The sequence below is a fragment of the Bacillus sp. GbtcB14 genome (assembly GCF_019091205.1).
Classification (GTDB): domain Bacteria; phylum Bacillota; class Bacilli; order Bacillales; family Bacillaceae_G; genus Bacillus_A; species Bacillus_A cereus_AG.
Map to the genome: position 1 here is coordinate 147,703 of NZ_JAGXJT010000007.1, position 13,336 is coordinate 161,038.

Consider the following 13,336-nt stretch of genomic DNA (forward strand, 5'->3'; position numbering starts at 1 on the left):
TTGGAACGAAGTATACAATAACTTGTCCACTATATTGTATGAGAGTTTTTGATAATAGAAACAGCTTTATGATAGTAAAGGGAACACAATTTTAGTAATGATATTGGGTTAATTATTTGAAGAATGGGTGTTTTTACTTTTGTTTATATGCTAATGATTAATTTGTGTTTTTGTACTTAAGAGATAAACGTGGAAAAATAAAATAAACTCTTCAGTTTAGGTGTTTAATCTAAGCAGTCAATTATTAAAAACATATAATTAATATGTGAGTCATGAACATAATTAAATAAAGTTTTAAAGTTTAATTATCTTTCATGTTTCCTACTTTAAGTGAATTAAATCTATGCAAAATTTTATAGTTCTTAGAATAGGAAAACACTCAACTATAAGACAAGTCAGGAGGAAATAAATGTCACATAACAATTGTTTTGGTCACAATAACTGCAATCCGATAGTTTTCACACCAGAATGTTGTAATAATCCACAAACTGTTCCAATTACTAGCACTCAATTAGGACAGTTAATCACTTTACTAAATTCTTTAATTTCGGCTATTGCAGCGTTTTTTGCAAATCCAAGTGATGCAAACAGATTAAATTTACTCAATTTGTTTACTCAGCTACTAAATTTACTAAATGGATTAGCACCATCTCCAGAAGGTAATTATTTAAAACAATTAATCCAAAGTATTATCAATGTACTCCAATCTCCTAATCCAGACATAAGCGAATTACTTTCTTTATTACAACAATTCTACAGTGCTCTTGCACCATTCTTCTTCTCTTTAATTATTGATCCTGCAAGTTTACAACTTCTATTAAATTTATTAACTCAATTAATTGGAGCTACTCCAGGAGCAGGAGCAACAGGAGCAACAGGAGCAACAGGGGCAACGGGAGCGACAGGAGCAACAGGTCCAACAGGAGCAGGAGCAACAGGAGCAACAGGAGCAACAGGAGCAACAGGAGCAACAGGGGCAACAGGCCCAACAGGAGCAGGAGCAACAGGCCCAACAGGAGCAACAGGAGCAACAGGAGCAACAGGAGCAACAGGTCCAACAGGAGCGACAGGAGCAGGAGCAACAGGCCCGACAGGTCCAACAGGAGCAACAGGAGCAACAGGCCCAACAGGAGTAACAGGCCCAACAGGAGCAACAGGCCCAACAGGAGCAACAGGTCCAACGGGAGCGACAGGTCCAACGGGTGCAACAGGGTCAACAGGAGCAACGGGTGCAACTGGTGGCGGAGCTATTATTCCATTCGCTTCGGGTACAACACCAGCTGCGTTAGTTAACGCATTAGTTGCTAATACAGGAACTCTACTTGGATTTGGATTTAGTCAGCCTGGCGTTGCTTTAACAGGTGGAACAAGTATCACATTAGCGTTAGGTGTAGGTGATTATGCATTTGTAGCACCACGAGCAGGGACTATTACGTCACTAGCAGGTTTCTTTAGTGCAACAGCTGCATTAGCTCCATTATCACCTGTTCAAGTGCAGATACAAATATTAACTGCGCCAGCAGCAAGTAATACGTTTACAGTTCAGGGAGCACCTTTATTATTAACACCGGCATTTGCTGTTATCGCTATTTTGGACACAGCATCAGGTATCGTACCTGAAGCTATTCCGGTAGCTGCTGGAGATAAAATACTACTGTATGTTTCGTTAACAGCAGCAAGTCCAATAGCTGCAGTAGCTGGATTTGTAAGCGCAGGTATTAATATCGTCTAATTTGTTACAATGTTTGTTTGAAATTTAAACAGGCATTTGTATATAACCCCTCCTAATTTTGTTAGGGGGGTTATATTTTTTTGTGGATAGGTGATAAAACAATTGAGAAATTACTCTTTGTTAAGTTGGTATAAAAAATTATGATTTACATTTTATTGTTTATGGAATAAGTTATGTAGTTTAAAAAATTACCTATAAATAAAAAAGATGAATTCTATTAAAAACAGAATTCATCTTTTAAATAAAAGGGAAGTAAATTATTTATCGTGTGCGTTGAAATGTTATTGTTCAAATTCGTAATAAACTATTTGTTTTTATTACAATTACATCCTTTTTTCTTTACATAGCCTTGCTCAGCTAAATCTCTTTGTGATTGGGAATTGGAAGATTGAGAATTCGAAGACTGAGAGGATGTTGATGAACTACTATTTTTATTATGGGAGTAGTTTTTTCGATAGTTATAATTACTCATAGTACTATCACCTCCAATTAAATATATAACTATTATATGTATGTACTCTATTAATTGTTACGATAATAAATAGGAATAGGGGATATACAATAAAAAATCTCCTACGTATTTTCCGAGGAGATAATTAATTGTCTTTTTATAATATAAATTAATATCCCCAGTAAAGAGGGAAATAATATGAATCTTGGTAATATAAATTTTGTTGTGGACTAGGAGGCTGAGTTGGTGGGTTTATCATTCCGCGGTTTTGATTACAGTTTGCTGACGGACCAATTACTGTAGTAGATTGAATAGGTGATACCGCTTGTTTCCATTGTTGTTCATCGAGACAGTAAGTATGAGCCATTATATTCGCGGGAGTTAACCTTAAAATATCAGAACCAAAAATAACTTCTGGGGTTGGAGCGTCGAAAATAGCTAATAAATGAGTACCATCTGCTGTAGCAATTTCATAATGCCACCACGCTTTTGGAATGTTTGCAACTTGCCCCGGTTTTATCGGTAAGTTTAATATATGATTTGTAAAAGGATTAAGTAAAGAAACAACCGCAGATCCTGAAATACAGTAAACAAGTTCAGCTGCATTTTGATGAATATGTGGCTCTACAACATTTCCTGTACTTAAATAAATATCTAATAAAGAAGTATTTTCTAACGTATTTAATTGTTTCATACCAAGTACGTTTATATAATTTTGAGCATCTTTCTGAAAAAAATTACTTTTACTTACATCATGGGTGAAATTAGTTGAGGGGGAAGTGTAGTCGATACTAGAAGTCATTTGTATTACCTGCCTTTCTTATATTTTCATGCAATTTGAATTTAGGATATGAGTCTAGTTATTGAAATGTGAAAGTGCTGTTGCTCTTGGTTTGTAAAGTGATAAAATTGTTCGATTGTATGCAATATAATTACAATAGTTTCATTGCGAAAAAAGGTGCTATTAATTACAATTAATGTAAAAGATAACGCTTTTTTATTTGTATTATAAGGGGAGTGCAGAAAATGAATCATACTATTTTAAAAGAGTTGGAAGTTGAATTGAAAAATTACTTTCAACCGTTTTTGAATGCACCTGCAACAATAGAAGAAATTCAAGATGCTGAAAATGAAATGGGAATTGCGTTTCCAGATGAATTACGTAATCTTTATCTTGCACATAACGGTGAGGGTAAATCAGGACCAGGGTTATTTTTTGGTTTGCCATTTCTCTCATTAGATCAAGTTTTGGATGAGTGGAGAATATGGAAAAGAATTGAAGAGGATGATTTTTTGAATTTTGATGCATTTTCAATACCAGCAGAATGTATTAAGGAACGATATGTGAATCACAATTGGATACCTATTAGTAAAGATTATGGCGGTAACAATATAGGAATAGATGTTGACCCGGATCAAAAGGGGAAAGTGGGACAAGTTATTAATTTTGGACGAGATGAAGAAGTAAAATATGTAATTGCGAATAGAATTTCAGACTTGTTACTATTTATTTTACAAACGCTAAAAAATAAAAATTTCACCATTCACCAAGAAGAAGACTATTTATATTGGAGTTATGGTGCCAACGATAATATACATTTTTTAGACGCTTTATTTAACATTGAGTTACCTGTTTTACATCCTCAATTAATATTTCAATCTGAAAAAAACATTAATGATTGGTACGATAGTTTAGATGAGAATTGGAGAAATATAGTGGGTCCACCTGAGTGTGCAGGCAAGTTTATTAGAGAGAAGAGATTATATTTAGGTGGAAATGGATTAGTAGATATTAGTCCGTTACAAATGTGTACGGAAGTGAGAGAGCTAATTTTATCTGGAAATGAAATTAAGGATTTAACAGGATTAGAACGAGTGGATTCTTTAAAGAAGTTATATTTAGTTAATAACCCGGTTCAAGATTTAACGCCAGTATTACATTTGAAGCACTTACAAGAAATGAATATAAAAAATACGAAGATAAATACTTTATCGGCACTTATGGAAATATCATCATTAAAGAAATTAGACATTTCACATACTAGTATTCAAGATTTTTCATTATTACCGAAGTTTCAAGATTTAGAATCCCTTACAGTACATATTTCAAATTGTGAGCAGCTCGATGCAATTTCAAAAGTAGATTCTTTAAAGTATTTATATATTTTAGGTTTAGAAAATGTTAGTGAACTGGATTTATTTGTTTTGCAAAATTTAAAAAAATTAATAACGATTGAATTTGAAAACAGCATCATTGTTAATTTTAATTGCTTAAAACACAATTCGTCAATTCAAAATATAAAGTTGACAGATACAAAGGTAAAGGATGGAACCGCATTAGGTAAAATGAAAGGACTAAAGGAATTAGAATTAGATGGCGCAACAATTGATAACCTTAAAACGATTTGTTGTTCTCGTTCATTAGAAATATTTACAGGTTCGTTTGAACAATTTTACATGTTAAAAGACTCATTTGATAGAAAAATAGATTTTTCAAAAATAATTGGAGGAATGAGTGAAGAAGAAAGAAAAATTTGGCATCAGCATGTAATGGATTAGAAAATAAATTATGTATCACTGAATGTCACATCCCTCGTTAATCGTTCGTCTTGTATGTAGAACGAATAAGGAGGGATTTTATTATGAATACATTTGATGTAGCAATTGTTGGCGGTGGGCTTGCTGGATTAACAGCATCTATATATTTAGCGAAAGCTGGGAGGAAAGTTATTGTATTGGAAAAATCCAGTCGCTTCGGTGGTCGAGGGATGACTGTAAATAAAAATGGCGTTTGCATGAATCTTGGTGCACATGCTTTATACAGAGGAGGCGCAGCATTTTTAACTTTTAATGAGTTAGGTTTGAATCTTCCAGGTGGAATGCCATCTACAAAAGCACATGGAATATGGAAAGGGGATGTATTTACAATCCCCACAGATTTTCGCTCTATTTTAGCAACTCCACTACTTTCATGGGCTGCAAAAGTACAATTCTCGCGTCTTATGATTCATTTAGGGAATTTAAATGTAGGGGAAGTGCCGAAAATGAGTCTGACTACATGGGCAGAAAAAGAAATAAAAGATCCAATGGTTCGAAATATATTTTATGCGTTATGCCGAACGACAACATATACGTTTGCTCCTACAATGCAATTAGCATCATCTGTACTAAAGCAAATACAGCTGTCTATGAAAGAAGGAGTATTTTATGTAGATGGTGGTTGGGAGACGATAATAAAAAAATTAAGAGATATAGCGAATAATCTCGGGGTGCAATTTTCGGCTAATAAACATGTTTTGGAAATAGAGCATTACGAAGATAAACAAAGAATACATTGTTTTGACGATGAGTTATTTGAAGTAGGTACAGTCATCGTGACAACTCCACCAAAAGAGGCTTGTAAAATAATAAAAGGTGCAGAAGGAACAAGTTTGTATAGATGGAGTGAACAATCGGTACCGGTTACCGTCGCTGCATTAGATATTGGTTTAAGACGCTTAACCAACCCAACACATCAGTTTGCATTAGGGTTAGATCAACCTATATTTTTCACGAATCAATCAAGAGCAGCCAAATTAAGTAAAGATGGAGCAATTGCAGTGAGTCTAATTAAGTACCATAATCCTGTGCTAAAGATGAATCATATTCATGAAGATAAAGAACAGTTGGAAAGTATGATGGAGTTGTTACATCCAAATTGGAAAAGAGAAGTTGTTGCACAGCAATATTTACCGAAAATAACAGTAGTACATGACTTTCCTCATATTGACCGTGTTGAAAAACCGGGCCCTAATATACCTGAAATGCCAGGTGTTTGCGTTGCAGGAGATTGGGCAGGGCATGATGAAATATTAGCTGATGCTGCGGTAGCAAGCGGGAAACGTGCAGCGTTACACATTTTAAAGCAATATGAAAGTGAGGCAATTCATCATGGAAACGGAGCAATTATATGAAGCGTATCAACCATTATTATTTTCATTAGCATATAGAATCCTTGGGAGTGTTATGGACGCTGAAGATATCGTTCATGACGTATTTATCGCGGTAAATAATATAGAGAATGTTCAATCTATAGAAAATATGAAAGCATATTTGTGTAAAATGGCGACAAATCGTTCAATTGATAAATTACGTTCGGCAGCGCATAAACGTAATGTATATGTAGGGATGTGGTTACCAGAGCCATTTGTAGAAGAGAGTGATGAGTCATCAAAGTCATTTATAATGAAAGAATCCCTGTCAACCGCATATTTATTACTTTTACAACAACTATCTGAGGTAGAAAGGATTGTTTTCATATTAAGAGAGGTTTTCAGTTATGAATACGAAGAAATAGCTTCAATTGTTGATAAGAGTAGTGTGAATTGCCGGAAGATCTTTCAACGCGCACGAAAAAGTATTTTAGATAAGCCGAAGCAATCAACACTAAGTACGAAGAAAATGGCTGTCTATGTGGAAAAGTTTGTATCATCATTACAGTGTGAGGATGCAGAAGGCATGTTAGAAGTATTAAAAACAGATGCGATATTTAAAGCAGATGGTGGTGGTAAAGTTACAACTGCTATTAATCCGATTTATTCTGCAGATAAAATTATACGTTTGTTCTTTGGAATTGCAAAAAGATTGCCAGAAAAGTATAGTGTTGATTTCAAAATAGTAAATGGTGCACCGGGCGTTATAGTTACAATAAATAATAAAGTGATGTATGTACTTTCATTCGCATTTGAGGATGAGAAAATCTCAAACATTTATATGATGGTTAATCCTGAAAAACTTATGCACTTAAATGTAATAGTATAAAAAAGACGCATTTCTTTAGAAGTGCGTCTTTTTTATTATTTTTCTAACATTTCAAGAGGTACATCTTTTTCGCCGGCTACCTCAAATTTAATTTCCCCGTCTTCTTCATAAATACGTGAAATAATCGGTATAGTAATCATTAATTTTTTATGCTGTTTTCGTTTTCTAGCAGCATCTAAGCTAATCACGTTCATTGTAAGCATCCTTTCTTCTAGAAATATATAAACAAAAGAAAATGCGTCCGGAAAGGGCGCTTAATTGAATTTGAAATACCGATTCATTTAATTGGGGTTTATATGATTTAATAACTGCAATTGAATTAAAAATAGTATGAATGGAATAATTGCACGTAGAAATTAACTTTACCAAAAAACGAAACAATATGCTATAAAAAAATTTAAATCTTTGTCATATAACGAGAAAAAGGTTTTCGTTTCGCATATAATGAAAGTAGACGGGCAGCAAGAGCTTTTTCATCATATTGCTTTGGAAAGGCGATGAAAAAATGGATACGTTAGATTCATTATTATTTCAACTTGAACAATATGGAGAAGAGCATGATCGAAATAAAAAAACACGGGAAGAAAAATTACGGAATATTTCTCGTGAGATGGGGAAATTTTTATCAATTTTAGTAAAAGGGTGTAGTGCAAAAAATATTTTAGAAATTGGAACTTCTAATGGCTATTCTACATTGTGGTTAGCTAACGCGGTAGAAGAAACAAATGGAAATGTAACAACTGTAGAGCTTTCTTCGGAACGAGTTGGAGAGGCACTTGTCAATTTTGAAAAGGCAAACCTTTTGCAAAGGATTGATGTTCATAATCAAGAAGCAGGGGCATTTTTAGATTCGCAGCTAAATCATTCATTTGATTTTATTTTCCTAGATTCAGAGCGTACGCAATACATGTGGTGGCTTGAGCATATAAAACGCATTTTACAACCAAACGGTTTTCTTGTTGTTGATAATGCTACTTCTCACGCGAGTGAGTTAGCCGAGTTTAGAAAAATGATTGAAGAAGATGAAATATTTGAAACGGTGTTATTGGCATTTCAAAATGGAGCATTCGTAGCGCGCAAGAAGAAATAGGAGTGAGCGCAATTTAATTATCACATTGAAAAAGGGTATATGTCAAAAGATTGAGTACAGTAGGATAAGAAGAACATAATTTATATACGTAATATACGAAGAATCCGCCTTCAGCATGTTGTTCTCTAGGTCTTAAGTCTGAGGAAAATAATGTTGAGAACAGGTATACTTATACTAAGAAACAGGGAATGACTGCATATGCAGGTATTTCTTGAAAATCGGTTTCAAACAAGTGGAATTCGATGAATGAGATGAAATATATAGTGCAAATAAATTCGCACATATAAATAAAGGAGCGATTTTGTTGACTGAACTCGAGAAAAAAGAACCTGTATCGATTGTGAAAGATAATAATGTAGAAGTAGTGGTTGATACAGTTATAAAAGATGCAGAATTAGAGGAATTGAATAAAGAAGCTGATCTTTATGTACAAAAGTTAAATAGCGAGCAAAATACAGATTTATCAAAAGTATTGTCCCAGCTAGGAGATTTAGGGGATAAAGAGCAACAAGCAGCAGGACAAACGTTGTCAGCGTTAAAACGTCCTGTAACAGCGATGATGAATGGAAAGAACGAAGAAATACCAAATACATTGTTAGAATTACGAAAAGTGGTATCAGAGCTTGATCCGAATTCATTAAAAGCAAGTGGAATGAAGAAAATTATGTTTAAAGTATTCAAGAAAAACCCACTTGAAACATACGTGCATAAATATCAATCTATAGATAAGCAAATTGAGGAGATTATAAGATCCCTTTTAATTGGTCGTGACAACTTACAAGAAGATACAGTTGGTCTTGAAATGCTTAAAGAGCAATCGCACGATAAAATTCACGCTCTTGATAAACAAGTATACTTAGGAAGAAAACTCGCTGGCATGCTGGAAGCTGAGAAACAAAATCCAGAACGTCAAAGAGATATTCCATTAATTAACGATGCGTTAGAAAAGATTCTAGTGCGTACACGTAATATGCAGCAAGCGAAAAGTGTTTTATTACAATCTATCGCATCTGTAGACATTATTAAGAAAAATAATGAAAAGTTAACAGAGGCAATTCGTAATGCAATTACGATGACGCAAAACGTTGTAACAGTTTCAGCTGCTATCCAGCTAGCGTTAACAAATCAGCGTAAAACAATTGATGCAGTGAATGCGACAAATGAAGCAATTGAATCAATGGTATTAAGTAACTCACAAGCATTAAAACAAAATACAGAAGAAACAACAAAACTTCTTGAAAATCCTGCAATTAGCATGGATAAATTACGCGAATCATTCCAAAATGTATTTGCTGCGATTGAAGCTTCTGAGAAATCATCAGAACGCATTATCGAGTCAAGTAAGAAGTTTGTTATTGAACTAGACACATTTAATGATGAAATGAAACAAAAACTCATTCAGCGTCCAAGGAAATAACAGACTTTTAGAGGAGGTGAAAAAATGAGTTTCATTCAAACCGTATTAGTACTATTAGGTACATTGCTTTTAATCGCATTTACTGTCGTTGTTTTAGTTGTATATTTCGGACGTAAACTGTATTTTTCATGGACGAAACCATATAAAAGAGCACATGATTCTTTAGATAAGTTATCGAATAAATCATTACCGTTTCTACAAGAATTTACACAACATCCACTCTTTTATCGCTGGATTCGTACGGAAGGAAAGAAAGAACAGTATACATTAAACACTCTTTTCTGTGCATCAGGTCAACGTACGAGAGAGCAAGTATTCTCAATGTTACCGAAAGAAAAACAGAAAAAAGTGCATGTAATGGCAAAAACAACGAAAAAACTTACAAATGAAGATATTGATGTAGCGGCGATAAAAGTAAAAGATTTTTTAAGACAAGAAACGCAGCAAACAGTAAAACCGACAGACTTATCGTTTTATAAATTGTATTTTTATGATCGATATCCAGATGCATTAAATACAATTCAAGCGTATAAACGCTCAATAAATCCTTCATTACAACGAACGGTTGATGATATTACAATTTCAGTATTAAATGCCTTACCGTATTATCAGGAGCAGCGTATGTTTGAGCAACAACATAAACTTGAAACGTTCTTAATGAAAGATTTAACAGCTATGCTATCGTTAGTCGTACAATTACCACCTTCACAACGACCAGAAAAAGAAGAAGAACTAAAAATCTACTTGCAAAATTTCCAAAAAGAAATGGAAGTAGTCGAGCGAGATATTCGTGACTCGATTGATCACGATTTGAATGTGAAGATGAGAGCAGCGACTGAGAAGTTTAAGAATAAGTAGGAGAGATTTCCTTGGAAGAGTTGGCACATCCAGCTTTTTTGAGGGAATCTCTTTTTTGTTAGAAAGTAACCTGCAATCAGAAATTACAGAATTAGTTGAAGTATTAATAAGTAAGTAAAACCCTTTTTTTATGATTGTATAATTGTTATACTGACAAATGTTGAAAATGTAAGATTCTATAAGAAACTCGTTTAAATAGGCAAAAACATGTATAGATAACTAGAATGGATCTTACGAAATACATAGGTAGAGGAGTACATTTTAATAGTGGATACTTTGTTAATGTTTATTGGGATGATTGCTTTAATTGGAGCTATAGCATTTTTCATTGCGATGATAGGAACGTTAATTATAAAGAAATATCGTTCGCGCTTGAAAAAATTTGCTGTTATTTTTGGTTCATGTTTATCTGTGCTTATTGTTTCTTTAACATTAAGTCATATTTTTTATCCAATAACTGCAGAACAACAAGCTGAAATGGATAAAAAAGCTGAAGAAAAGAAACAATTAGCAGCTAAAAAAGAAGAGAAACAGAAAGCTGAAAAAGCAAAAGTAGAAGAAGAAAAAAATGCTGAAGAGGCAAAGAAAGAAAAAGAGAAGCAATTAGCAGCTGAAGAAAAGAAAAAAGAAGCAGCTGAAAAAGCAGAAGAAGAAAAGAAAATGAAACAAAAAGAAGAAGCAGATAGGTTGAAAGCAGAAGAGGAGCAACGTAAGAAGGAAGAGTCAGAAAAGAAAAAAGCAGAAGAAGAGCAACGTAAAAAAGAAGAGGAAGAAAAGAAGAAAATAGAAGAAGAGCAACGCAAGAAAGAAGAGGACGAGAAAAAGAAAGCAGAAGCAGAGGCGCGTAAGGCAGAAACACAACAAAAGGTGTTGGAATCAAATTATAGATCTGCATATGCTACTCATAGTAAAAAACTAACAGATTCTTTAAATCAGACAGGAAATCTTTTAGTAAATAATAAAATCGGTAATGAAGAATGGACGATTAAGTTAGCTGCGAGTCTCATTATGTTACAAGATGTAACTGAAAATCCACCAAACGCTCAAGTACCTGACAAATTCAAAGAAGTTAATAGTTTATATTTGCAGGCTTTAGAGAAGTTTAATCATTCTGCGAAGTTAACCCCAGAAGCTTTGGATGAAGGAAATACAAATAAAATGCAAAGAGCTACAAATTTAATGAATGATGGTAGAGAAATTCTTAAAAGTGCTAACTCTTTATTAAAAGAAATTATGTAGTTTAATTTATAAATGATAATAGAAAAATTACCTATTCATAAATGAATAGGTAATTTTTTGTTGTATACTATTTTGCTGTTATAGTGGTCTTACTAGAAGGAGTACTTTCATTATGCAATCGATCAACTGCAGTTACGACATACGTATACGTTTCTCCTGAAATAACTGTTTTATCTAAATAAATTTCCCCAAGCTTTGTTTTTCTTACAGTAGTAAGTAAATGTTTCGGATTTTCTATATCCACTTCATTTTTTCCATTCGCGCGGTAAATTGCGTAATAAGCAGAGTCATTCTCTCTATCATCAATGATACCTACAGCAATACCTTCATCTCTTGGAATGGCCCCTTTTAAAGTCGGTTGTTTTGGTGGATCATGATCAAGCCAAGGCATAGGCGGGATTAGTGCAGGATGTTTATATATGTCTTTTGCGAGTCTATCTTTAACCCCTAGTGGATTGTTATTAATATCTTTTAAGCTAAAATGCATACTCCCATTTATTTCAGAAAATAGCCGGTTTAATACAATCTGTCTTGGATATTCTTCCGGATCAGACCAAGCTGGGACAGAGTTATTATTAATTTTATAGGCCGCTTGACCGATGTATAAGTGAATCGGTTTATTATTTGTTTCTTTTACCCACCAGTCTACTAATATGTCATATGCAGCGGGTGTGAAACCAATATTCCAATATATTTGCGGTGTAATGTAGTCAATATAACCTTTTTGTATCCACTCACGTGTGTCAGCGTAAAGGTCATCGTAGTTCCTTTGACCTGCAGTTGTGTTAGAACCAGTTGGATCGTCAGCTATATTTCGCCATACGCCGAACGGACTAATGCCAAACTTTACGTATGATTTTTCTTGTTTTATAGCAGTATTTAGACCTTTGACAAGTTCATTTACATTGCCGCGTCGCCAATCTTCTATATTTGTAAATCTACCGTTATTATACGTTTCGTACGTTTTTTGATCAGGGAATTCTTCGCCAACTACTTTATATGGATAAAAGTAATCATCCATATGCAACGCATCAATATCGTAATTTTGTACGATTTCTAAAGCACCTTCTGTTATGAATTTTTTCACTTCTGGAATACCGGGATTGTAATATAACTTTCCACCATATGGTACAACCCAATCGGGATGTTGTCTTGCAGGATGATCATTTGATAATCGATTTATATCAGTGTGATTCATCGTTATTCGGTATGGGTTAATCCATGCGTGGAATTCTATATTTCTTTTATGTGCCTCTTCAACCATAAATGCGAGTGGGTCGTATCCAGGGTCTTTTCCCTGTGTACCCGTAATGTATTCTGACCAAGGACCGTATTTGGAAGGATAAAAAGCATCAGCAGTTGGTTTAATTTGTACAACCACTGCATTCATACCAGTGCTTTTTACATCGTCTAGCAATCTTATTAATTCTTGTTTTTGCTTTTCAATAGGTAAGCCAGTTTTTGATGGCCAATCAATATTAAGAACAGATGCGATCCATACAGCACGTAATTCATGTTTTTTGTACGTAGTATTTACTTCAGCATAAGTAGAGTGAGGGGAAATGAAAGAGAAAGGAATAAAAAAGATGACGATACAACATATCATTAATAAACGTTTAACAATCATTTATACGCCTCCCTATCATATGATTATCTAATATATTATCTGGGGCAGGGTTGGCCTTGCAATAGAGAAAAATACATATTGAAACATTAATTTAATAGGAAAAATATTTTTAGTGAAATTTA

The 13,336-nt window shown here is 33.9% G+C and carries 11 protein-coding genes; 8 read left to right on the forward strand and 3 right to left on the reverse strand.

Annotation, left to right across the window (positions count from 1 at the left end):
* Positions 1-409 precede the first annotated feature (409 nt).
* Entirely contained in the window at positions 410-1,732 is a 1,323-nt protein-coding gene (locus KVT31_RS21095; RefSeq protein WP_217613617.1) for an exosporium glycoprotein BclB-related protein, read from the forward strand.
* 620 nt (positions 1,733-2,352) lie between these two features.
* On the opposite strand, the gene KVT31_RS21100 is transcribed toward KVT31_RS21095, so the two are convergent.
* Positions 2,353-2,985, reverse strand: a complete 633-nt coding sequence (locus KVT31_RS21100; RefSeq protein ID WP_217613618.1) for a cupin domain-containing protein — start codon at positions 2,983-2,985, stop codon at positions 2,353-2,355.
* A 224-nt stretch (positions 2,986-3,209) separates the two neighbouring features.
* Between KVT31_RS21100 and KVT31_RS21105 the strand changes: the two genes are divergently transcribed.
* The 3 genes from KVT31_RS21105 to KVT31_RS21115 all read left to right on the forward strand — a co-directional run bounded on the left by KVT31_RS21105 (position 3,210) and on the right by KVT31_RS21115 (position 6,983).
* Complete coding sequence (locus KVT31_RS21105) at positions 3,210-4,742, forward strand: SMI1/KNR4 family protein (protein ID WP_217613619.1); 1,533 nt, start codon at positions 3,210-3,212, stop codon at positions 4,740-4,742.
* Between the two features lie 83 nt (positions 4,743-4,825).
* Positions 4,826-6,136, forward strand: a complete 1,311-nt coding sequence (locus KVT31_RS21110) for a phytoene desaturase family protein (RefSeq protein WP_217613620.1) — start codon at positions 4,826-4,828, stop codon at positions 6,134-6,136.
* Positions 6,114-6,983: a sigma-70 family RNA polymerase sigma factor gene (locus KVT31_RS21115; RefSeq protein WP_098342495.1), complete on the forward strand. Its 870-nt coding sequence runs from the start codon at positions 6,114-6,116 to the stop codon at positions 6,981-6,983. The genes KVT31_RS21110 and KVT31_RS21115 overlap by 23 nt, the downstream gene beginning before the upstream one ends.
* Before the next feature lie 35 nt (positions 6,984-7,018).
* On the opposite strand, the gene KVT31_RS21120 is transcribed toward KVT31_RS21115, so the two are convergent.
* A complete protein-coding gene (locus KVT31_RS21120; protein WP_001100983.1) occupies positions 7,019-7,177 on the reverse strand; it encodes a hypothetical protein in 159 nt (52 codons plus the stop codon).
* Positions 7,178-7,488: 311 nt separating this feature from the next.
* Here KVT31_RS21120 and KVT31_RS21125 point away from each other — a divergent pair, with 311 nt between their 5' ends.
* From KVT31_RS21125 to KVT31_RS21140, 4 genes are all read left to right on the forward strand, one after another.
* Entirely contained in the window at positions 7,489-8,073 is a 585-nt protein-coding gene (locus KVT31_RS21125; RefSeq protein ID WP_098342494.1) for an O-methyltransferase, read from the forward strand.
* Between the two features lie 304 nt (positions 8,074-8,377).
* The gene (locus tag KVT31_RS21130; RefSeq protein WP_000137398.1) at positions 8,378-9,490 is read left to right on the forward strand and encodes a toxic anion resistance protein; all 1,113 of its coding nucleotides are present in this window, start codon (positions 8,378-8,380) and stop codon (positions 9,488-9,490) included.
* 24 nt (positions 9,491-9,514) lie between these two features.
* A complete protein-coding gene (locus KVT31_RS21135) occupies positions 9,515-10,348 on the forward strand; it encodes a DUF3974 domain-containing protein (RefSeq protein ID WP_098342493.1) in 834 nt (277 codons plus the stop codon).
* A gap of 267 nt (positions 10,349-10,615) precedes the next feature.
* Positions 10,616-11,587, forward strand: coding sequence for a hypothetical protein (locus KVT31_RS21140; protein WP_253601426.1), 972 nt, complete (start codon positions 10,616-10,618; stop codon positions 11,585-11,587).
* A gap of 67 nt (positions 11,588-11,654) precedes the next feature.
* Here KVT31_RS21140 and KVT31_RS21145 read toward each other — a convergent pair whose 3' ends face one another.
* Entirely contained in the window at positions 11,655-13,214 is a 1,560-nt protein-coding gene (locus KVT31_RS21145; protein WP_217613621.1) for a glycoside hydrolase family 10-like protein, read from the reverse strand.
* Positions 13,215-13,336: the final 122 nt, after the last annotated feature.